Raw genomic sequence first — 21,287 nt, 5'->3', positions numbered from 1 at the left:
TTCTCTAAATAATTGAAACTGTGGCTAGGCGACAAGCAAGCGAGACTCCTGAGCATAGCTTGCCTATGTGATTGAGCGAGTGCGCGCAGGCAACAACGCCATCAGCTTCAAGTATGACGAGAATTTTAGCCTAAGCGTTTAACACTCATTACATCTTTGATTTGCTCTACTCGACTGGTCACTCGACTCAGAATCTCAATATTGGTCACTTCCAAATCGAAATCCATTACTGATAGCTGACGTTTGTAGTCGATACGGCTCTTCATTGTCGTCACACTGATCTTTTCATTCGAGAACAGTGAGGTGATGTCTTTCAACAAACCATTACGCTCTAGCGCTTCAACACGCAGCGTTAGGATGTATGAACCGACAAAACCATTGCCCCAAACGGTATCAATGATACGTTCTGGTGCATGCACGCTTAACTCACCCAGTTGTTCACAATCAGCACGGTGAACTGAGATACCACGCCCTTGAGTGATGTAACCTTTAATCACATCACCTGGGATTGGCTGACAGCAACGCGCTAGGTGCGTCATTAGGTTATCAACACCCTCCACGACAACTGCGTCTTTCTTCGGGCGACTTTGTTGTGCTGGCTTATTTTCCGACTCAAGCAGCTTCTCTAGCGCTTTCTTGTCTTCCTCTTCCGCCGTAGGCTTATTCACCAACGCATTGATGTGATTAACCACTTGGTTGATACGCAAGTCGCCACTGCCGATACCCGCATAAAGCTCGTCCGGTGTATTAACGTTAAAGCGTCTTAGCGCGTATTGGTCAGCATCTTTTAGGGTTGCGCCGACTTTCGCTAATTCAACCTCAAGGATGTCACGCCCCGCTTCGAGGTTCTTCTCTCGGCTTTGCGCACGGAACCAAGCATTGATTTTCGCGCGAGCACGACCAGAGTGAACGAATCCTGTGGTTGGATTTAACCAATCACGTGATGGGTTCGGCTCTTTCTGAGTAATGATTTCAACCTGATCACCCATCGATAGCTTGTGAGTAAACGGTACGATACGCCCTGCTACTTTGGCACCAATACAGCGGTGTCCAACCATCGAGTGGATGTGGTAAGCGAAGTCCAGTGGAGTTGCACCCATCGGTAAATCGACCACGTCACCGCGCGGTGTAAAGGCGTATACGCGATCATCGAAGACTTGGCTACGAACTTCATCCAGCATCTCCCCAGAGTCCGACATCTCCTCTTGCCAATCGATAAGTTTACGCAACCAAGTAATTTTCTCGTCGTAGCCACTGCGTCCGCTTGAAGCACCTTCTTTGTACTTCCAGTGCGCCGCTACACCCAGCTCCGAATCTTCATGCATCTGCTTGGTACGGATTTGAATCTCAATGGTCTTGCCTTCAGGACCGAGAACCACGGTGTGAATCGACTGGTAACCATTGGGCTTAGGGTTTGCCACATAGTCATCAAATTCACTTGGTAGGTGTTTGTATTTGGTGTGAACCACACCTAGGGCTGCATAGCAGTCCTGAAGCTGGTCTGCGATGATACGCACTGCTCGTACGTCAAAAAGCTCATCGAAGTCCAAGCTTTTCTTCTGCATCTTACGCCAGATACTGTAGATGTGTTTTGGTCGACCGCTGACTTCAGCATTAATGCTTGAACGGTTCATTTCCGCCGTTAAGTCCTCAACGAAATCGGTGATGTATTGTTCGCGAACGATACGACGCTCAGATAGCTGTTTCGCAATTTGCTTGTAGGTATCTGGCTGTTGGTAGCGGAATGCGTAATCTTCAATTTCCCACTTAAGCTGACCAATACCTAAACGGTTAGCAAGCGGAGCGTAGATGTTAGAACACTCTTTTGCTGCCGCACGGCGCACAGCATCAGGGGCCTTTTTCACCTCGATGAGGTTACAGATTCGCTCCGCAAGTTTGATAACTACGCAGCGGAAATCGTCAACCATAGCCAACAGCATGCGTCGAACGTTATCAACCTGACCCGAGGCAGCACTGCCTTCAAGGGTTACGTTTAGCTGACCCAAGGCCGCCATTTCTTCAACACCATCAATCAGCTTAACTATTTCTTTGCCGTAGCTTTCTTCGAAGGCTTCGCGCCCAAAAACGCCACTTGATACCACTGGGAAGAGTTGTGCAGCGACTAATGTTGCACGATCCATCGACAACGTGACCAAGATTTCAATCATCTCGCGTCCACGCCATAGCAATAGTGATGCTTGCTCGTGATCTTTTAATAGCTCTTCACAGTGACGATAAACTTTGTTCAGTTTATTCGAGGTTTTTGCGTCTTGCTTTAATGACGCAATCCAACGTTCTAGCTCAAACTGTTCGCTTGGGTTTAAATGTGCGCTTCGTACCGCAACCATCGTGCCTTCCTAGTTATTCTGTTTTATACCCAATTCAATATGACTAACTGGTTCCAAGTTAGTTCGACCATATTGATATCAGCGCAAGTGTCCCTGCGCCTTTGTCATTCATTTTTAAGCCTTATTTACGGGCCTTTGAGCCTTGATAAAGAGAGCCATCGATTCGAGATGGCTGGTGTGTGGGAACATATCCAACATACCAAGTTTGGCTAATTGGTAGCCTTGCTTTTCTAAGCTCTCTGAATCTCTAGCTAGAGTAGCAGGATTACACGAAACATAAACCACACGCTTCGCTCCTAATGCTGAAATTTGATCAACAACACCACTCGCTCCAGCACGAGCTGGGTCCAGTAAGATTTTATCAAATTTCTCTTTCGCCCAAGCTTGTGCAGATAGGTCTTCTTCAAGGTTCGCTTGGTAAAATTCGGTGTTACTCAACTGGTTCAATTTGGCATTCGATGTGGCTTGCTGAACCATCTCATCGACACCTTCAACACCAACCACAAACGCCGATTGTTGAGCGATAGGCAGACTGAAGTTACCTAAGCCACAAAACAGATCCAGTACTCGCTCATCCGCTTTAGGTTCTAACCATTCAATCGCTTGAGCCACCATCTTCTGGTTGACCTTCTGGTTCACCTGAATAAAGTGGTTTGGCTCAAAAGGTAAGGTGACGCCTGTTTCGCTGTAACTCGGTGCATCACCAACCAGACGAACTAACTTGTCGGTCTCTGGGATTGAGTACAGTATCGAACCTTCTTCTTTCGCCAACGCAATCAATGCTTGCTCATCTCTTTCAATCAAAGGCTTGAGATGGCGTAACACCATTACCGGGCCAGTATCACCCAATACCAATTCAACGTGTCCTAAAGACGTAAGGTTGCTGAAAGTGTTGAGTAAATTTTTCACCTTTGGCAGCAATACATTTAGGCGAGGATCAAGCACAGCACAAGCTGTGATGTTTTCTATCTGCTTGCTCTGCTTCTTACGAAAACCGAACTGAAGCTTGTGCGTTTTCTTATCAACAAACAAGCTGATACGCGCACGACGACGATAACCAGTTTCATCACCAACAATCGGTTGAGCCATCTCTGTCTCATCCGTCTTATATTGGTTCATCAAGTGCGTAAGAGATTGTGCCTTGTGTTCTACCTGAGACTGGTAATCAAGGTGCTGAAGATGACAACCGCCACACTGATTAAAGTGTTTACAAAAAGGCTTTAGACGTTGCTCGCTTGGCTTCAGCAATTTGATGAGTTTCGCGCGTGCAAACTTACTTTTGCTCTCAGTAAGCTGAATAACCACCTGTTCACCAGGCAATGCACCATCAATGAAAACCGGTTTGTTTTTCTGATAAGCGATGCCAGCGCCATTGTGATCCATTCGTTCAACCAAAACCGATTGATGCTTGGTCTCGAGTTGAGTTTTCTTTTTTGGTTGGAAAAAACGTGCCATTGCTTGTGCCTAATGTATCTTTTAATAAGTAATTGGTATCCAGGACTCACTATTCTGTCTTGGAATCATTGTCGAACGTCACGGCTTTGATTAAGCTTACCGTTCACTTAACCGCCATTGTGTGCGTTATTTTCCCATATCCAGACCTCGATGTAATTAAAGAACATGACCAGATATGGCTTAAGAGCCCGTGTAATTACCTTAACTCTAGCTCCAACCCTGATTATTGGGCTGCTATTGAGTGCATTTTTCTCATTTAACCGCTATCAAGACCTTGAAGGTCAAGTGGTGAACACAGGTACTAGCATCATTGAACCACTGGCAATTGCGAGTGAATCTGGCATGCAACTCGAAAGCCGAGAGTCTGTTCGTCAGCTAATTAGCTATGCACATCGAAAGAACTCTAAGTTGGTACGCAGTATCGCGGTGTTCGATGAGCGTCATGAATTGTTTGTAACCTCAAACTTCCACCCTGATTTCGAAAGCCTGACTTATCCAAAAGATAAACCGATTCCACATTTAAGCTCTTCTGACCTAATCGATAACACACTGATTCTTCGAACTCCGATTATTTCAGAAGGCCAGTACATCAACTCGGCTAACGGCCAGTCTCAAGCAAACCAAGCGATTGGTTATATTGCAATTGAGTTGGACCTTTCTTCACTTCGTTTGCAGCAATATCAAGAAGTGTTCTCTGCCTTCTTAGTGCTAATTCTTGGGCTAGGCCTTTCTGGTGTATTCGCTTTCCGCTTGATGCACGATGTGACTCAACCGATCACTCACATGAAGAACATGGTTGACCGAATTCGTCGTGGTCACTTAGATGTCCGTATCGAAGGCAAAATGCACGGTGAGTTAGACTCACTGAAAAACGGTATCAACGCGATGGCAGTATCGCTGTCGGAATATCACGTCGAGATGCAGCACAGTATCGACCAAGCCACTTCGGATCTGCGTGAAACTCTTGAGCAGCTAGAGATTCAAAACGTTGAGTTAGACATTGCGAAAAAACGTGCACAAGAAGCGGCACGAGTTAAGTCTGAGTTCTTGGCAAACATGTCTCACGAGCTAAGAACACCACTTAACGGTGTGATTGGCTTTACTCGCCAAATGCTTAAAACACACCTATCGAACAGTCAAACCGATTACCTACAGACTATTGAACGCTCTGCGAATAACCTACTCAGTATCATCAACGATATCTTGGACTTCTCGAAACTTGAAGCCGGTAAACTTGCGCTAGAAAACATTCCATTTGAGTTCCAAGCGAGCTTAGAAGAGGTAGTGAACCTACAAGCGACCAACGCTCATGAGAAAGGCCTAGAACTTACACTTAAGATTGATCCAAAAGTGCCTGCAGGCGTTGTTGGCGATCCATTACGTATTCAACAAATTCTCACTAACCTAGTGGGTAACTCAATCAAGTTTACCGAGCGTGGTAACATCGATATTAGCGTTGAATTACGTTCACAAAGCGAAGACAACATCGAACTACAGTTCATGGTTCGTGATACGGGTATTGGTATATCTGAGCGTCAGCAAGCCCAGCTATTCCAAGCCTTCAGCCAAGCAGATGCAAGTATCTCTCGTCGCTATGGTGGTACAGGTCTAGGTCTGGTTATCACCCAGAAACTTGTGAGTCAAATGGGCGGTGAGATCAGCCTAACCAGTCGCCTACACCAAGGTTCAACTTTCTGGTTTACGCTAAGGCTATCAACCACTGATATGCCGATGACAGAGCTAATTGAGACTCAATGCCTGCAAGACAAGCAACTACTGCTTATCGAGCCAAACATGCAAGCAGCTTCGATTACTCAACAAATCCTGACCCAAGAAGGCTTAGTCGTTACCTACCGTTCGGTGATGCCTGACGAATCGACTTCGTACGACTACGTACTGCTGAACCTCGCAGCTAACCAAGATTATCGGTTTGATACGGTCAGCGGCTGGGCAATTGGCGCGAAGAAAATTGCTCAGAACGTAATTATAGGTACACCAAGTACTGAGCTCGCACTTGGTGAACAATTAATGAAAGAAGTCGATGTCCAATGCATCACCAAACCTCTTTCACGTAAGAAGCTGCTGCAAACTCTGGTGTCGAACCAAGCGCCAACCTTGATTACACCAGCGATTGAAACACATTCAGAAGAGAAACTACCGCTTACGGTATTGGCGGTCGATGATAACCCTGCCAACCTTAAACTGATTACTGCGCTGCTAAAAGAGCGCGTAGAGACAGTTATCAGTTGTACGAGTGGTCAGAAAGCTATCGACAAAGCGACAGAGACACCATTTGATGTCATTTTTATGGATATTCAAATGCCGCAGATGGACGGTGTAACCGCGTGCCAAAAAATTAAGGCGTTGGCGAACAATGCAAACACGCCGGTGATTGCCGTCACTGCGCATGCAATGATGGGGGAGCGTGATCGACTACTTGAAGCCGGTATGGATGACTACCTAACAAAACCCATTGAAGAGCATGTATTACAACAGGTTCTTATTCATTGGAGCCCTACCTCTGAGATTGAACACATTGAAAAAATAGATCCAGACCACCCAGTTGTCTCTGTTGAAATAGACAACAGCTCAGTGTCAGAAATTGAAGCAAGCGAGCACAAAAACATCATCATTGATTGGCAAGCTGCTTTGAAACAAGCCGCCAATAAAGAAGACCTCGCTCGCGACATGCTGCAAATGCTCGTAGATTTTATTCCAGAAGTTTATGAAGCAGCAGACAAGGCGATAGAAGACAGTGACTACCCCGTTGAAGTGCTGACACACATTATCCACAAGATGCATGGCAGCAGCTCATACAGCGGTGTACCAAGGCTAAAATCGGTATGTGCGACGATAGAGAAAGAACTTCGTTCAGGCACTTCTGTTGAAGAGATTGAACCGGAGCTTTTTGAACTTCAGGATGAATTAGACAAGGTTCAAGCAACAGCAATTCATTATTTAAAACCAGCCAAGACCTAGCGAATATTTCTTACTCACAAATCTTCGTTAAACAGTTTACCAACTAATAAAAAAGCAGAGTTCATGAGCTCTGCTTTTTTCTGTCTAGAGCCTAGGACACTAGATATAAGGTAGCGATATCTGTTTACGATTCGAGTAACACCGTTGCCACAGCGTAGTGACGCTCATCCGAGATAGTCAGATGAATCGATGTTGTGCCATTCGCCTCTGCGATTTCACGCGCTTTTTTATGCAGGCTCAGAACTGGCTTGCCATGCTCATCGTTGGAAATCTCAAAGTCGTGGAAGGTCACACCAAGCGCGATCCCCGTGCCTAACGCCTTAGATGCCGCTTCTTTGGCTGCAAAACGTTTTGCAAGGTAACGCCCTTTTTGCTTCAGTTGCTGGAATACTTCAAATTCAGCATCGGTCAAAATACGCTGAGCAAAAGCGTCACCACTTCGTGACAATGCCTTTTCAACACGTTCAATTTCTGCGATATCTGTACCTAATCCAACAACAGCCATGTTTACCCTACTACCAAACTTCTATCTATTAATTCTACTAAATTAGTCGCTTAAGACTTAACGCTTACTGTTTAGAAAACTAAACGTTGTTGCGTGCTGTTTCCATCACGGCTTTCATGTCTGCAACGGCTTTGTTCAAACCATCAAACACTGCGCGTCCCATGATCGAGTGACCGATGTTCAGCTCGTAGATCTCTGGAAGTGCCGCAATCGGTGCTACGTTGTGGTAAGTCAGACCATGGCCAGCATTGACGGTGATACCAAGATCGTCTGCGTAACTTGCGCCTGCAGCAATCTTTTTCAGCTCATCTTGTTGATCCTCTTCTGTTTTCGCATCGGCATAATGGCCAGTGTGCAGCTCAATGAACGGTGCGCCACACGCTTTTGCTGCATCGATTTGCTCACGATCAGCATCGATAAACAGAGATACCTTAATGCCAGCAGCAGACAGTTTTTCCGTCGCCGCTTTGATCTTTTCAAGTTGACCCACAACGTCCAAGCCGCCTTCAGTCGTCAGCTCTTCACGCTTCTCAGGAACCAGACAAACAAACTCAGGATTAGTATCAAGGGCAATTTGAACCATCTCGTCCGTCACAGCCATCTCTAAGTTCATACGAGTTTGGATAGTTTCAGCCAGAATACGCACATCGCGGTCAACGATATGACGACGGTCTTCACGTAGGTGAATTGTAATACCGTCAGCACCAGCACGCTCAGCAATTTCAGCTGCGTGTACTGGATCTGGGTATTTAGTACCACGTGCATTACGTAGTGTTGCAATATGGTCGATATTAACGCCTAAAAGAATTGAGCTCATTTTCCAATACTCCGTGCTCTAGAGAGGGCTATTGTTGGCATAAATAGCTCTCTACTTTTTAATGGTTTGCCGCCAAGATACGGCTTTAAGGCTATGCGTGTAAAGCGTTTTGCCGCTTTTAACTGCTCTTTAGTGATAAACCGACGTTCACTGATTGCGATAAGTTCATCGCCCATAAAAGTCAGGTTGTCTCGACGTACCGAAGCGATGAAACCTTTCTGCTCTCGATAGCGATAAGTCATGCTCGGGTCAATCGCTTCACCAGTGCCTGCGCAGTGTAAAAAGTCAACGCCATAACCCATAGCGGATAATAGAGCCAACTCAAAACGACGCAGCGCTGGCTCAGGATTTTCATTATGCGCCAGCTCTGTTAAAGCATGAAGATAGTCGTGAAAAAGTGCAGGCATCGGTACTTCCGCCATCAATACACGGCCTATTAGCTCGTTCACATACATGGCTGAATACAGATTAATACCGGCGAGAGGAAGCCCCAAGCTAATAGGTTCAGCTTGGCGTAAGGTTTTCATCGAACCATTACCAGACCACTTAAGCAGTAGCGGCGTAAAAGGTTGTAATGCCCCTTTCAAATTAGAACGCTTGCTGCGAGCACCTTTAGACATCAACGTCACCCGACCGAACTCTTCACTGAAGACGTCCAAGATCAGGCTCGACTCACTGTATGGTCGACGGTGCAACACAAAGCATCGCTGTAACCCTTCGCTCAATCACTTACCCTTATTACAGATACAAAAAGAGAGAGTTCGCACTCTCTCTTGGATTTATCTTCAGTTCAACTTTCTTAATCTCAGAAAGTGACGTTCAATATATTATAGATCGTCGATGTAGCCTAACGAGCGAAGTGCACGCTCATCATCAGCCCAGCCAGATTTAACCTTGACCCAAGTCTCTAGGTAAACCTTACGGCCGAATAGCTCTTCCATATCGATACGCGCTTCACGACCAATCGTTTTGATCTTCTCGCCCGCTTTACCAATCACCATTTTCTTCTGACCTGTACGCTCAACAAGAATCAGTGCATTGATGTGGAAGCCATCATTATCTGGGTTGTAATCGAAACGTTCAATTTCAACCGTTACCGAGTAAGGTAGCTCATCACCCGTAAAGCGCATCAGCTTTTCACGGATAATTTCAGAGGCCATAAAACGTTGCGAGCGATCTGTCACGTATTCTTCCGGGAAGTGGTGTGTCGCTTTAGGTAAATGTTCACGTACGTGCTTACGCAGTACATCAATGTTTTTACCTTGCTTCGCTGAGATTGGCACAACGTCAATGAAGTCCATCTTCTTAGAGACTTCCATCATGTGCTGCATCACGTTAGTACGGTCTTGAACGTTATCTACTTTGTTGATGCAAAGTACAACTGGGAAGTCAGTCTTCTTCAGTTTGTTCAGAACCATCTCATCGTCGTCAGTCCAGTGAGTACCATCAACAAGGAAGAATACTAGGTTCACATCACTCAGTGAACTGTTCGCCGCACGGTTCATCAAGCGGTTAATTGCACGCTTTTCTTCAATATGAAGTCCAGGAGTATCAACAAAGATCGCTTGGTAATCACCCTCAGTTTCAACGCCCATAATACGGTGACGTGTCGTCTGTGGTTTACGTGATGTAATAGAAATCTTCTGACCCAGAATATGGTTCAGAAGCGTCGACTTACCTACGTTTGGGCGACCGACAATAGCGATGAAGCCACAGTGTTGGTTTTCCGGTAGGCCTGTTTTTTTGCTATCAGATGAAAAGAATGCATCGATATCGAAATCTTGGTTGTTATCAGACATTGCTTAGTTGCTCTAATGCTGTTTCAGCAGCCGCTTGTTCTGCCTTGCGGCGGCTAGTGCCTTTACCGATAACAGGTTTATCCACACCTGCCACTTCACACTCAACCGTAAACTCTTGGTTGTGTGCTTCACCTTTAATATTAGTCACTGTGTAGACAGGTAGAGGATTTCTTCGACCTTGCAAAAACTCTTGTAGGCGAGTTTTCGGATCTTTTTGAGATACTCCAGGCTGAATAGCATCTAGGCGAGATTGGTACCAGCTTAAAATAATGCCGCGAACCGTCTCGGTATCACTATCTAAATAGACAGCGCCGATGATCGCTTCAACCGCATCCGCTAGAATAGAATCACGACGGAAACCGCCACTCTTCAACTCACCTGGACCTAATTTTAAGTAATCTCCTAGTTCGAATTCACGACCTAGTTCTGCCAATGTATGACCACGTACTAATGTTGCACGCATGCGGCTCATATCACCTTCGTTTACTTTAGGGAAACGGTGGTAAAGATCATCAGCGATAACAAAACTTAAAATTGAATCGCCCAGAAACTCAAGACGTTCATTATGTTTACCTGCGGCGCTGCGGTGAGTCAGCGCCAAGTGGATAAGATCGGCATCATTAAACTGATAGCCAATCTTTCTCTCTAGTTTATCAATTGGAGAATTCATGCTCTCTCGATGTGTTAATTGATCGATTAATGAATCCCACCGATGCGATTAAAACGCACACCAGTAGGAATCCATGTTGGAAGTACACTGTCTGAGCCACGTTCGAACTCGAAACTGATCCAAATAGCAACGGCCTTACCAACAAGGTTTGCTTCAGGGACAAAGCCCCAATAACGGCTATCGGCACTGTTATCACGGTTATCACCCATCACAAAGTACTGGCCTTCTGGAACGACCCACTCGTTAACACCATTGCGAGGCTGATATGCTTGCACACGATCACGACGCAGTGGGTTAACTAAAATTTGGTGCTCAACATCTCCAAGCTGTTCGTTCAGCTGAATCAGAGGCACACCATCTTGAATAAATTGGCTCTCTTCAACGTGACTTAGTTTCACTGGTTCACAGCTACTTGTACCCTTCGCCTGAATACAGATCTCTTTACGACTGCTGTAGCGAATAGTGTCACCAGGCATACCAACAACACGCTTAATGTAGTCGATGTTTGGTTGAGGTGGGTACTTAAATACGATTGAATCACCACGTTCTGGCTTGCCTGTTTCTATCAATTGAGTGCGCCATACTGGATCTTTTAGACCATACGCGTACTTCTCTACCAAGATGAAATCACCAACCAAAAGGGTTGGCATCATCGAGCCAGAAGGGATTTGAAACGGTTCATAGATGAATGAACGCAAGATCAAAACAAATGCAATTACCGGGAAAATGGACACACTGTTCTCAACCCACCAAGGCTGAGCCGTAACTTTTGCGCTGGTTTCAGCGTCTAGGCCATTCGATTGTGCTTCAACGTCAGCAAGCTTTTGCTGGCGCTTCTTCGCCCACACAAACTTTTCCAACGCCCATACAATGCCGGTCACTAGAGTTACGATCACTAAGATAAGCGAAAATGTATTAGCCATTGATATCCCTTAAATTTCATTTCTTTAAAAATAACGAAAGTGAAAGAATAGCGATCTACTCTTCCACTTTCAATTATTCGTTTACCGCTGGATAAAGTTAATCTTTTCCAACGTGAAGGATTGCAAGGAAAGCTTCTTGAGGCAGTTCAACGTTACCGATCTGCTTCATACGCTTCTTACCTTCTTTCTGTTTCTTAAGAAGTTTCTTCTTACGACTGATATCACCACCGTAACATTTTGCGATTACGTTCTTACGCAGTTGTTTCACTGTAGAACGAGCAATGATGTGGTTACCAATCGCTGCTTGAATCGCGATATCGAACATCTGACGAGGGATGAATTCTTTCATCTTCTCTACCAATAGACGGCCACGAGACTGCGAAATATCTTTATGCGTAATGATTGCAAGTGCATCAACGGTTTCGCCATTCAGCAATACGTCTACACGTACCATGTTTGATGGCGCGTAGCGTTGGAAGTTGTAATCCAATGATGCATAACCGCGAGACGTTGACTTCAGACGGTCGAAGAAGTCTAGAACTACTTCAGCCATAGGAAGGTCGTATGTCACCGCAACTTGGTTACCGTGGTAAACCATGTCTACTTGTACGCCACGCTTCTCAACACACAGTGTGATTACGTTACCTAGGTAATCCGAAGGTACCAGAATATTACAGCGTGCAATTGGTTCACGAATTTCGTCTAGGTCATTAACCGCTGGCAGTTTAGCTGGGCTATCAACGTAAAGAACCGTTTTATCTGTTTTTACAACTTCATACACTACTGTTGGAGCAGTTGTGATTAGGTCTAGGTCGTATTCACGCTCTAGACGCTCTTGGATGATCTCCATGTGAAGCATTCCTAAGAAGCCACAACGGAAACCAAAACCAAGTGCTGCTGAACTTTCTGGTTCAAAGAACAGTGATGCATCGTTTAGGCTTAGTTTGCCTAATGCGTCACGGAAGTTTTCGTAGTCATCAGATGATACAGGGAATAGACCTGCGTATACCTGAGGCTTCACTTTTTGGAAACCAGGAAGACGTTCAGTGCTGCCGCCTTTCGCAAGCGTCAACGTATCACCAACTGGTGCACCTAGGATGTCTTTAATACCACAAACAACCCAACCTACTTCGCCAGTATTTAGCTCTGTAGTGTCGATTTGCTTAGGCGTGAAGATACCTAGACGGTCAACACCCCATACTTGGTCTGTCGACATTACTTTGATCTTGTCGTTCTTCTTCAGCGTACCGTTCTTGATACGAACCAAAGAAACTACGCCAAGGTAGTTATCAAACCAAGAGTCAATGATCAAAGCTTGTAGAGGCGCTTCAGGATCACCTTCCGGTGGTGGAATAGCTGTTACGATGTTTTCTAGTACATCATCAACACCCAAACCTGTTTTAGCAGAACAGCGAGTCGCTTCCATCGCATCGATACCTACGATCTCTTCGATCTCTTCAGCAACACGTTCTGGTTCAGCTGCAGGTAAGTCAATCTTGTTCAAGATTGGCACTACTTCCAGTTCCATTTCGATTGCTGTGTAACAGTTTGCTAAAGTTTGTGCTTCAACACCTTGGCCAGCATCCACTACAAGTAGTGCGCCTTCACAAGCCGCTAGAGAACGAGATACTTCGTAAGAGAAGTCTACGTGTCCAGGAGTGTCGATAAAGTTAAGTTGGTAAGTTTCACCATCTTTAGCTTTGTAATCTAAAGTCACACTTTGCGCTTTAATTGTAATACCACGCTCGCGTTCTATATCCATAGAATCGAGGACTTGAGCTGCCATCTCACGTTCACTTAATCCCCCACAAACTTGGATTAAGCGGTCAGAAAGGGTCGACTTACCGTGGTCGATGTGGGCGATAATCGAAAAATTACGAATGTGCTTCATAGGCTTGGTGTGACTAAACTCTTTGAATAGGGATAATAAGAAAGCCGCAACGCGTCCAATCTACAGTCAGCATTGGTGGCGGCATTTCAATCAAGTTGGCAGATTCTACCCAATTTAAGGGCAAGAAGCATCATAAATTAGACGAGAGACTCACCTAGGATTCGAATCAAGACGACTTCTTGCTTGGATTTGTCTTCCATAGGTTTGGCTAACCGCTTAGCTAAAGCAATACCACCAGCAGTAAACAGCGCTGCACTTAAGATAACAATGCCCTCGCCCCCTTGGAGTAAGGGTTGTAACAAGAGTTGTCCAAAACCCGCGCCAATCATCAACATGAAAAGTGGGATGAGATAAACGATGGCTGCCGACTGAAGTAGACTTTTTTCTGGAAAGCCAATTTCTACAATTTGTCCTGCCTTAACTAAGCTTTTGGTTTTAAGCTGCCAAAACAAAAATTTATTGCCAACAGCCTTGGTCACAATCCCCGTACCACAGCTTTTTTGAGAAGAACAGCTGCTACAACTGGTTTGTTGTTCGCAGCTCAGCTGAACAAAGTATTGCTTACCTTTTTGTTCAACCGAGCTAACGGTCGCCAGTGCGGTCATCATTGCGCTGGTACCGATTTGTTAAACGTAACTGATTGAGCGATACGTTTAGCGGTTGCTGGCGGAATGTCACCAACTACAGAGATTTCTTTGTCGCCAATCACTAAGCTATGCAAGGTTCTACGTCCTTGACGTACCAATTGACCTTTCAATGAATGTTCGTCTTTTTCAGCGATATAAACCGAAAAGCTAAACAATCCATCACTGAAAAGCTGGCTTTCAACCATTTTATCGGTCGCAGCCATTTGATAGCGACTAAGCTCTTTTGACTTGAACCCTTCAGGAATCCAAGAGGCTTGCCAGTTGGTTTCACTCACTAAGCCTTCCGGTAATGATAAGACTTTCGGCAATTGAGCTTGGTTCAAGCCCCCCATAGCTTCGGCAATCTTATCGTTCACCACGTAAGAGATCGTACGATACTGTTCAAGCACTTCACCATCACGATCCAAAAGGTCGGCACGCAAAGGAAGGCTCGTTTTTTCGTCTACCCAAACCACGTAAGAATAGCGAAGGCCATCTTTCGGCACGACGCGCAGAACTTGAGTGGTGCTGCCCGCTTCACGAGAACGCCCAACTTTCACAAAGTCGTAGTACTGATTCAGGGATTCGATATCTCGATTAATCATCGGAATAACGGGGGCTACCATACTGCCAGACTTAATCGTAAATGGCTCTGTACCCGGTTCGATGTAGCTCACTTCATTGCCACGTCGAATCACTTCGCGAACAGGGCCGCTTAGGTAAACAAGGTGTGCAAGTTGTTGGTCGTCGTTAACTGCATGGCGATAAACAAGAGGTTCAATACTGCTCTTCTTTATCAATATGTAGGAGAGTTCGTAATTTAGATGCTGACTGGCCTCGTTCATTTGATGCAACAAGGCCTTTGCAGTGGTTTCCTCTGCAAAGGCTGTTGGAGACATCAAACTGAACAGTGTCAGTGCACTGACCAGGATTTTCTTCATTCAATGTCCGATTCTAGATGTGCATCTTCCATAGGCGACGCATCACTGTTTAATCTTAGTTGTAGCTCATAATCTTCTAGCATTGCATGAACGCGTTTACGCTGCTCTTGCAAGTTTGCTTCAGATGCGGGTCTCTCTACCGACTCGCGCGTTAAGCTTACTGGTTCAGCGGATCCCGCAAATGGAATCGTCTGAAGTACAGGTAACTGCTCTGGAACTGCAGGATCGCTGCCACCATATTGTTGAACACCTAATACAACCGCTAATGAAACACACGCTGCTACGGCAACTTGTCCAAACTGTTGGAACCAAGCCGGAAGCTGGCGCTTCGTTTGCTGAGGTTTAGGCTGCTCTTCAATTGGAGCAACAGTAGGTTCAACATTCACTTGGTGCAGGTTTGTCATGGCACTGTGTGCTGGCTCATCTTCAAGTGCTGCTGCCACACTATCCGCAATGTTCCAATTTTTAGTTTCTGGCGCATCCCCACGCATAACATCACCAATTAAATGGTAACTCTGCCAGGTATCCATGCTTTCTTGATCAGATTCAAGCTCTACAATGAAAGCTTTATCGATCGTTTCACCATCCATGAGTGCCGAAAGCTTTTCTTTATCAGCCATTATTTTCACCATAATTATTACAAGTTCTAGCGTTGTAAAAGAGGTTTAATTTTCTTTTCCACCGCTTCACGAGCTCGGAAAATACGCGAACGTACGGTTCCTACAGGGCAATCCATTACTTCTGCAATCTCTTCGTAGCTCAAACCTTCGAGCTCACGCAACGTCATTGCAGTTTTTAAATCTTCTGGTAGCGCGTCAATCGCTCCAAAAACGACTTGTTTCAATTCTTTTGACAGCGTTAAGTTCTCAGGGTTCGATATTTCTTTTAACGCGCTGCCTGTTTCGTAATATTCTGCATCTTCTGCATCTACATCTGTTGCTGGTGGCCTACGGCTTTGGGCAACGATATGATTTTTAGCGGTGTTCACGGCAATTCGGTACAACCATGTATAGAAGGCACTCTCACCTCGAAAGTTAGGTATCGCGCGGTAAGCTTTAATAAAAGCTTCTTGTGCTACATCAGGTACATCACCGGAATTATTCACGTATCGAGAGATAAGATTACAAACTTTGTTTTGATACTTAACCACTAGTAAGTTAAATGCCTGCTTATCTCCACTCTGAACTCGCTCAATCAACACTTGATCGGTTAGCTGCTCGTTCATTCGAGCGGGTACTCCTATTGTTATAACCCTCACCTTCACAGATATGGGTACTAATTATGCGAAATGTAGTATTGACACCACCGTCTACAAGAGCACTATTGTGACTAAGCCAAATACCGAAAGTTCCAACTTTCTTAAAATTATTTGCCATTATTGTTTCACAATGTGATGTAATAAAAATAGCTATCCCTATCAACTTGGGGAAACTTGAGCAAAAGCAATGGTATTGAGCAATTAAATATTTCTAGATAGCTGTCTATATATTGATTTTGCATAGCGTTTAAGGATGACTCTGGAGAGATTATAACAGTCTTACTCAAACTCCTAAAACAAGACAAAGTCAATTGAGAGTGGACAACTCGACTATAGCCCGGGATTTAATAAGTTTTATGAACGCAAACCGTGAACATCAGTGTGATGTATTAGTGGTAGGAAGTGGTGCGGCAGGCTTGTCATTAGCCTTACGCGTAGCAGAACATGCAAAAGTAATTGTATTAAGCAAAGGACCACGCAGCGAGGGATCGACGTATTACGCACAAGGCGGTATTGCTGCGGTGTTCGATGAGTCTGACAGTATTGAGTCTCACGTTGAAGATACTCAAATTGCCGGGGCTGGGTTATGTGAAGAAGGTACAGTTCAATTCATTGCTGAGAATGCTAAAGAGTGTGTGCAATGGCTAATTGATGGCGGTGTTCCATTTGATAAAGATGAAAACAGCACTGATGGTCAACCTAAGTACCACCTAACTCGTGAAGGTGGACACAGCCACCGCAGAATCCTGCACGCTGCCGATGCAACTGGCATGGCGATGCAAACTTCACTGCAAGATAACGTCAAGAATCACCCGAACATCGAGATCTTTGAGCGCCACAACGCGCTGGACTTGATCACTGAAGATAAAATTGGTGGCTCAAAAGACAAGGTTATCGGTGCCTACATCTGGAACCGTAACCAAGAACACGTAGAAACTGTACGTGCTAAATTTGTTGTACTTGCTACTGGCGGCGCATCCAAAGTTTACCAATACACGTCTAACCCAGATGTATCTTCTGGTGATGGTATTGCGATTGCTTGGCGTGCAGGTTGTCGTGTAGCAAACCTAGAGTTCAACCAATTCCACCCGACTTGCTTGTTCCATCCAGAAGCGCGTAACTTCCTACTAACGGAAGCGCTACGCGGCGAAGGCGCATACCTGCGTCGCCCGGATGGTACACGCTTCATGAAGGACTTCGATGAGCGCGGTGAATTGGCACCTCGTGATGTGGTTGCTCGCGCAATCGACTTCGAAATGAAGCGACTAGGTGCAGATTGCATGTACGTCGACATCAGCCACAAGCCAGAAGAGTTCATCACCGCGCACTTCCCAATGATCCACACTCGATTGATGGACTTGGGTATCGATATGACTAAAGAGCCGATCCCGATCGTACCTGCTGCGCACTACACCTGTGGTGGTGTGATGGTCAATAAAGATGGCCAAACGGATCTACAAAACCTCTACGCGATTGGTGAGGTGAGCTACACCGGCCTCCACGGTGCGAACCGTATGGCATCAAACTCACTACTAGAATGTGTGGTTTACGCGTGGTCGGCAGCAAAACACATCGTTGAGAACATTGAACAATCTCAATTGTGTGCGGAGCTTCCAGCATGGGATGAAAGCCAAGTCACCAACAGTGATGAAGAAGTTATTATCCAGCACAACTGGCATGAACTTCGTCTATTCATGTGGGATTACATGGGTATCGTACGTACAGACAAGCGTCTTGAGCGCGCAATGCGTCGTATTCAAATGCTGCAGCAAGAGACTCACGAGTATTACAGCAACTTTAAGGTGTCGAACAACCTTCTAGAACTGCGTAACCTACTTCAAGTCGCTGAACTAATGGTTCGCTGTGCAATGCAACGTAAAGAGAGTCGCGGCCTGCACTACACATTGGATTACCCGGAGCTTGCTGAAGACAGTGGCCCAACGATTCTGACACCAGAGAAACGTCAATCGTAACTTGGCGCATTCGTCACTCACGAAAAGTAATCAAACGAAAGGGAGCCTAGCGCTCCCTTTTCTTTTATCTCACGGCTTATCGATTACTTTAGTTTAGCGAGCGCATTCGTTGTAAGTTCGCCAAAAAGTGCCGATATTCTTGCTCTTGGCAACTGTCTCGCCATAGCAGTACCGAGTGACCACATTCAAATTGTAATTTTATGAAGAATTGAGCCCAAATCTGATCGACGGACTTTAACTTGTAAAGCTGATCATTAAGCTGGATCTCACCATCATCCTTATAATCAAAACGCCCTTGAGCACTGGTGATAAGCATATGATTGGCACGAAACAGATTGAAGGATAAATAAAGACAATAAAGGCTGACAGCCAGTGGAATAGAAGAGACAACGATGAAAAACAAAAGGCACCCGAAAACAGTGCCTTTTGTTAATAATGCGAAATGCGAAGGGTTAAGCTGGAGCTTAACGAACCTTGCTGAGATTGTGTGCGACAATTTTATCAACCATTGATGCATGACCTAAGTTTTCACTGCGGCCGTGGCCCATCACCCAAGTAAACAAGTCTGGATCATCACACTCTAGTAAAGAAACAAACTCGCGCTGTTCCTGCTCTTGCAATGAATCAAAACACTCTTCGAAAAATGGCATGATGACTACATCAAGTTCTAACATGCCGCGACGGCAACCCCATTTAATTCGTGCTTTCTGCTCTGCAGTGTACATTGGCTATCCTCACCTATAATTTTTCTTTCTTGGAGTTTAACAAGTCATACGCTCTGCAACTACTATGTGGGTCACAGTCCCTATCTCAGCTCACAAAAAAACCTAGGCTGACAAAGAAACAGAACAGGATTAACATAGAGCCAAATAAAATTCTTAGGAAAGATAAAATGGATTGGAAAAACACCTTTCAGCCGCACGCTCATACGCAAAATGACTCGTTTCCAGAACTAATGATGACACATGTGTCAGACTGGAGTGCAATTACCATGGTAGGCGATGACAAAAAATCGTACCTACAAGGTCAAGTAACGTGCGACGTCGTGACTCTTCCTAATGATGAATCCACATTAGGCGCTCACTGTGATGCAAAAGGAAAGGTATGGAGTATCTTCCGCCTATTCCACCACAACGGTGGTTACGCGCTTATGCAGCCTAAGTCTGCGATTGAAGTTGAGCTCGTAGAAATCAAAAAATACGCTGTCTTCTCTAAGGTCGATATTGAGCAAACCAGTGATGTGGTTATCGGTGTGATGGGAGCAGCTGCGGATCAGTACATTGACTCAATCTCAGAGAGCCAAGGTAAAGTACGTGCTATTTCAGGCGGTACAGCCGTTCAAGTTGCAGACAACCGCTGGGCTCTGCTTGTAACAGAACAAGCTGCAGAAGCTATGGTCACTAACAGTTCTGCGGAGAAAGTCTCAGAGGCGCTATGGCAGTATCATGAAATTATCGATGCTCAGCCTAACCTAACAAAAGCAGAGCAAAATGAGCACATCCCTCAGGCACTTAACCTGCAAGCGATTGGTGGCATCAGCTTCACCAAGGGATGTTACACGGGTCAAGAAACAGTAGCTCGCGCTAAATACCGTGGCATGAACAAACGTGAAATGCGCATAGTTTCTGGTCCGACTGCGGAAGTGCTAACACTAGAGAGCCCTATTGATCTAGAGCGTAGCGTGCGTGAAAACTGGCGTGGTGCAGGTCGGCTGATCAACGTATATCAATTTTCTGACAACCAAGCGATTGGTCTAATGGTTCTGCCGAACAACCTGGATGACGAAGTTCAACTGCGCTTGACTGCCCAACCGGATCAAATCTGGAATATCCTGCCACTTCCTTACAGCCTTGACGACGAGTAATTACGTGGAAACACTGATTACACAATGGCTCGATCAGCAGCAGGTAAACTATCACCTGCTGCTGCAAAGCAAGCCAACCACCAGCATCGAAAAAACCGCACAAGAGCGAGGTATTTCCCCCTCTCAAATGGTGAAATGCATTCTACTCAAAGACATGGGCAATCAATACGCCTTAGCTTGTACGACTGGTGATCGCTCGGTAGACCCAAAGAAAGTGCGCTCAATTTTAAATTGCCGCCGAATGACTTGTGTTCCGCTAAGTGATGTAGAGTCCATCACTGGTTTTAAGGTAGGTTGTGTTGGCCCGCTTGCATTAAAGAGGCACATGCCGATCATCTTTGATCCTTCGATTCAAAACAATTCGACGGTGACCATCAGCTCGGGGGATCGAATGGCAGGTATTGCTCTGGATCCCGATGATCTCATAGCCCTAAGCGCGCCGATCATTACAGAGATCAGCCGATGATCAGATCTAAGCAGTAACTGATCGCAAAGTCACATTCCAGTTTTCACTGGATACATATTTAGTGTGAAGTTCGTCATAAGATAAATAGATCAAGGTTAAGTATTTAATCAAAATTAAAGCATAATTAGTCACAAGTAAAAAACTGCGTTATTGTGGTTTTACTGACTAGCCCCTAGGCAAATCAGTACAAGTGAATCCACTGAGTAACATCAGTATCCACTTTTGTGTAATACATCTGTGACTATTCGCCCGTTTTAGACGGGCTTTTTTTGTCTTAATTTTACAATTTGATTACACAAACAAAAAAATCCCGCCTATTCTTATACTTGTCACATTAACACTATTTAATACCGAACAGGAAAGTTCACGGCAGCTCACTACTCAGTATTATTTTAGGGATGAGCTCACGTAAAAATAGATATTTACTGTAGAAAGTGCTTAAAACAGCACAAATATCTAATTAATGTCAATGCTACTGCATATTACTCCATGCTTATCACAATTATTTTTCCAGAGTTTTTCTATAATGTGCAGGCTAGGTAAATATAAGGATAATTAAGAATGAGACTGTTTAAGCGCTATACACCGAGTATGATTGCTAAACATGTAAGTCGACTTTTCAAAGGACGAATATACATTTACGGCGTAGGGAAATTTGAGTTTGATAACGGCAAGTTAGTCCTGCCAGATCGAGCAGAGCAACGCCACTTTCAAACAGTGAAAGAAATAAATAGTGAAATTATGAAGCTACGCTGTGCTTACGCATAATCTG

Annotated in this window: 20 protein-coding genes; 5 read left to right on the top strand and 15 right to left on the bottom strand. The window is 45.0% G+C overall.

Annotation, left to right across the window (positions count from 1 at the left end):
• Positions 1-125 precede the first annotated feature (125 nt).
• Together relA and rlmD are read right to left on the bottom strand one after the other, a co-directional pair.
• A complete protein-coding gene (gene relA / locus L1D11_RS02940) occupies positions 126-2,348 on the bottom strand; it encodes a GTP diphosphokinase (RefSeq protein WP_239831475.1) in 2,223 nt (740 codons plus the stop codon).
• A 114-nt stretch (positions 2,349-2,462) separates the two neighbouring features.
• Positions 2,463-3,803 (bottom strand): 23S rRNA (uracil(1939)-C(5))-methyltransferase RlmD, encoded by a 1,341-nt coding sequence (gene rlmD, locus L1D11_RS02935; protein ID WP_239831474.1) that lies wholly within the window; start codon positions 3,801-3,803, stop codon positions 2,463-2,465.
• Positions 3,804-3,968: 165 nt separating this feature from the next.
• On the opposite strand from rlmD, the gene barA reads away from it, so the two are divergent.
• The gene (barA, locus tag L1D11_RS02930; protein ID WP_239831473.1) at positions 3,969-6,782 is read left to right on the top strand and encodes a two-component sensor histidine kinase BarA; all 2,814 of its coding nucleotides are present in this window, start codon (positions 3,969-3,971) and stop codon (positions 6,780-6,782) included.
• Positions 6,783-6,906: 124 nt separating this feature from the next.
• On the opposite strand, the gene acpS is transcribed toward barA, so the two are convergent.
• From acpS to rpoE, 11 genes are all read right to left on the bottom strand, one after another.
• Positions 6,907-7,287 carry a holo-ACP synthase gene (acpS, locus tag L1D11_RS02925; protein WP_239716655.1) on the bottom strand — a complete coding sequence of 127 codons (381 nt, stop codon included), beginning with the start codon at positions 7,285-7,287 and terminating at the stop codon, positions 6,907-6,909.
• A gap of 79 nt (positions 7,288-7,366) precedes the next feature.
• The gene (gene pdxJ / locus L1D11_RS02920; RefSeq protein ID WP_239831472.1) at positions 7,367-8,104 is read right to left on the bottom strand and encodes a pyridoxine 5'-phosphate synthase; all 738 of its coding nucleotides are present in this window, start codon (positions 8,102-8,104) and stop codon (positions 7,367-7,369) included.
• Positions 8,101-8,829, bottom strand: coding sequence for a DNA repair protein RecO (gene recO / locus L1D11_RS02915; RefSeq protein ID WP_048659398.1), 729 nt, complete (start codon positions 8,827-8,829; stop codon positions 8,101-8,103). Before recO ends, pdxJ begins: the two co-directional genes overlap by 4 nt.
• Before the next feature lie 102 nt (positions 8,830-8,931).
• On the bottom strand, positions 8,932-9,903 hold the full coding sequence (gene era, locus L1D11_RS02910; RefSeq protein WP_017059042.1) for a GTPase Era: 972 nt from the start codon (positions 9,901-9,903) through the stop codon (positions 8,932-8,934).
• Positions 9,896-10,573, bottom strand: a complete 678-nt coding sequence (gene rnc / locus L1D11_RS02905) for a ribonuclease III (RefSeq protein ID WP_017059043.1) — start codon at positions 10,571-10,573, stop codon at positions 9,896-9,898. Before rnc ends, era begins: the two co-directional genes overlap by 8 nt.
• A gap of 26 nt (positions 10,574-10,599) precedes the next feature.
• Positions 10,600-11,496, bottom strand: coding sequence for a signal peptidase I (gene lepB / locus L1D11_RS02900; RefSeq protein WP_239831471.1), 897 nt, complete (start codon positions 11,494-11,496; stop codon positions 10,600-10,602).
• A 97-nt stretch (positions 11,497-11,593) separates the two neighbouring features.
• On the bottom strand, positions 11,594-13,387 hold the full coding sequence (gene lepA, locus L1D11_RS02895) for a translation elongation factor 4 (RefSeq protein WP_239831470.1): 1,794 nt from the start codon (positions 13,385-13,387) through the stop codon (positions 11,594-11,596).
• 137 nt (positions 13,388-13,524) lie between these two features.
• Entirely contained in the window at positions 13,525-13,995 is a 471-nt protein-coding gene (locus L1D11_RS02890) for a SoxR reducing system RseC family protein (protein ID WP_239831469.1), read from the bottom strand.
• On the bottom strand, positions 13,992-14,954 hold the full coding sequence (gene rseB / locus L1D11_RS02885) for a sigma-E factor regulatory protein RseB (RefSeq protein ID WP_239831468.1): 963 nt from the start codon (positions 14,952-14,954) through the stop codon (positions 13,992-13,994). The genes L1D11_RS02890 and rseB overlap by 4 nt, the downstream gene beginning before the upstream one ends.
• Entirely contained in the window at positions 14,951-15,574 is a 624-nt protein-coding gene (locus L1D11_RS02880) for an RseA family anti-sigma factor (RefSeq protein ID WP_239831467.1), read from the bottom strand. The genes rseB and L1D11_RS02880 overlap by 4 nt, the downstream gene beginning before the upstream one ends.
• Before the next feature lie 26 nt (positions 15,575-15,600).
• Positions 15,601-16,179, bottom strand: coding sequence for an RNA polymerase sigma factor RpoE (rpoE, locus tag L1D11_RS02875; RefSeq protein WP_239831466.1), 579 nt, complete (start codon positions 16,177-16,179; stop codon positions 15,601-15,603).
• 389 nt (positions 16,180-16,568) lie between these two features.
• Between rpoE and nadB the strand changes: the two genes are divergently transcribed.
• Positions 16,569-18,185: an L-aspartate oxidase gene (nadB, locus tag L1D11_RS02870; RefSeq protein WP_239831465.1), complete on the top strand. Its 1,617-nt coding sequence runs from the start codon at positions 16,569-16,571 to the stop codon at positions 18,183-18,185.
• 88 nt (positions 18,186-18,273) lie between these two features.
• Here nadB and L1D11_RS22700 read toward each other — a convergent pair whose 3' ends face one another.
• Together L1D11_RS22700 and L1D11_RS02865 are read right to left on the bottom strand one after the other, a co-directional pair.
• Positions 18,274-18,702, bottom strand: a complete 429-nt coding sequence (locus L1D11_RS22700; protein WP_345772733.1) for a protein YgfX — start codon at positions 18,700-18,702, stop codon at positions 18,274-18,276.
• A complete protein-coding gene (locus tag L1D11_RS02865) occupies positions 18,650-18,910 on the bottom strand; it encodes a succinate dehydrogenase assembly factor 2 (RefSeq protein WP_004735374.1) in 261 nt (86 codons plus the stop codon). Before L1D11_RS02865 ends, L1D11_RS22700 begins: the two co-directional genes overlap by 53 nt.
• 167 nt (positions 18,911-19,077) lie before the next feature.
• Here L1D11_RS02865 and ygfZ point away from each other — a divergent pair, with 167 nt between their 5' ends.
• The 3 genes from ygfZ to L1D11_RS02850 all read left to right on the top strand — a co-directional run bounded on the left by ygfZ (position 19,078) and on the right by L1D11_RS02850 (position 21,283).
• Positions 19,078-20,049 (top strand): tRNA-modifying protein YgfZ, encoded by a 972-nt coding sequence (gene ygfZ / locus L1D11_RS02860; RefSeq protein WP_239831464.1) that lies wholly within the window; start codon positions 19,078-19,080, stop codon positions 20,047-20,049.
• Positions 20,050-20,053: 4 nt separating this feature from the next.
• A complete protein-coding gene (locus tag L1D11_RS02855; RefSeq protein ID WP_239831463.1) occupies positions 20,054-20,515 on the top strand; it encodes a YbaK/EbsC family protein in 462 nt (153 codons plus the stop codon).
• 561 nt (positions 20,516-21,076) lie between these two features.
• Positions 21,077-21,283 carry a DUF1107 domain-containing protein gene (locus tag L1D11_RS02850; protein WP_008223967.1) on the top strand — a complete coding sequence of 69 codons (207 nt, stop codon included), beginning with the start codon at positions 21,077-21,079 and terminating at the stop codon, positions 21,281-21,283.
• Positions 21,284-21,287 lie beyond the last annotated feature (4 nt).

Origin of the sequence: Vibrio sp. Isolate32, assembly GCF_022397955.1 — a bacterium.
In the GTDB taxonomy this organism is placed as follows: Bacteria; Pseudomonadota; Gammaproteobacteria; order Enterobacterales; family Vibrionaceae; genus Vibrio.
This window is presented reverse-complemented; position numbering and strand designations above follow the sequence as displayed.

What these genes read in the sequence shown, in the direction of transcription:
- era (WP_017059042.1), bottom strand. Translation starts at nt 9,903, where the DNA reads ATGTCTGATAACAACCAAGATTTCGATATCGATGCATTCTTTTCATCT.
- rpoE (WP_239831466.1), bottom strand. Translation starts at nt 16,179, where the DNA reads ATGAACGAGCAGCTAACCGATCAAGTGTTGATTGAGCGAGTTCAGAGT.
- lepB (WP_239831471.1), bottom strand. Translation starts at nt 11,496, where the DNA reads ATGGCTAATACATTTTCGCTTATCTTAGTGATCGTAACTCTAGTGACC.
- rseB (WP_239831468.1), bottom strand. Translation starts at nt 14,954, where the DNA reads ATGAAGAAAATCCTGGTCAGTGCACTGACACTGTTCAGTTTGATGTCT.
- rnc (WP_017059043.1), bottom strand. Translation starts at nt 10,573, where the DNA reads ATGAATTCTCCAATTGATAAACTAGAGAGAAAGATTGGCTATCAGTTT.
- L1D11_RS02890 (WP_239831469.1), bottom strand. Translation starts at nt 13,995, where the DNA reads ATGATGACCGCACTGGCGACCGTTAGCTCGGTTGAACAAAAAGGTAAG.
- L1D11_RS02850 (WP_008223967.1), top strand. Translation starts at nt 21,077, where the DNA reads ATGAGACTGTTTAAGCGCTATACACCGAGTATGATTGCTAAACATGTA.
- rlmD (WP_239831474.1), bottom strand. Translation starts at nt 3,803, where the DNA reads ATGGCACGTTTTTTCCAACCAAAAAAGAAAACTCAACTCGAGACCAAG.
- pdxJ (WP_239831472.1), bottom strand. Translation starts at nt 8,104, where the DNA reads ATGAGCTCAATTCTTTTAGGCGTTAATATCGACCATATTGCAACACTA.
- ygfZ (WP_239831464.1), top strand. Translation starts at nt 19,078, where the DNA reads ATGGATTGGAAAAACACCTTTCAGCCGCACGCTCATACGCAAAATGAC.
- nadB (WP_239831465.1), top strand. Translation starts at nt 16,569, where the DNA reads ATGAACGCAAACCGTGAACATCAGTGTGATGTATTAGTGGTAGGAAGT.
- relA (WP_239831475.1), bottom strand. Translation starts at nt 2,348, where the DNA reads ATGGTTGCGGTACGAAGCGCACATTTAAACCCAAGCGAACAGTTTGAG.
- lepA (WP_239831470.1), bottom strand. Translation starts at nt 13,387, where the DNA reads ATGAAGCACATTCGTAATTTTTCGATTATCGCCCACATCGACCACGGT.
- barA (WP_239831473.1), top strand. Translation starts at nt 3,969, where the DNA reads ATGACCAGATATGGCTTAAGAGCCCGTGTAATTACCTTAACTCTAGCT.
- acpS (WP_239716655.1), bottom strand. Translation starts at nt 7,287, where the DNA reads ATGGCTGTTGTTGGATTAGGTACAGATATCGCAGAAATTGAACGTGTT.
- L1D11_RS22700 (WP_345772733.1), bottom strand. Translation starts at nt 18,702, where the DNA reads ATGCATCAATGGTTGATAAAATTGTCGCACACAATCTCAGCAAGGTTC.
- L1D11_RS02880 (WP_239831467.1), bottom strand. Translation starts at nt 15,574, where the DNA reads ATGGCTGATAAAGAAAAGCTTTCGGCACTCATGGATGGTGAAACGATC.
- L1D11_RS02865 (WP_004735374.1), bottom strand. Translation starts at nt 18,910, where the DNA reads ATGTACACTGCAGAGCAGAAAGCACGAATTAAATGGGGTTGCCGTCGC.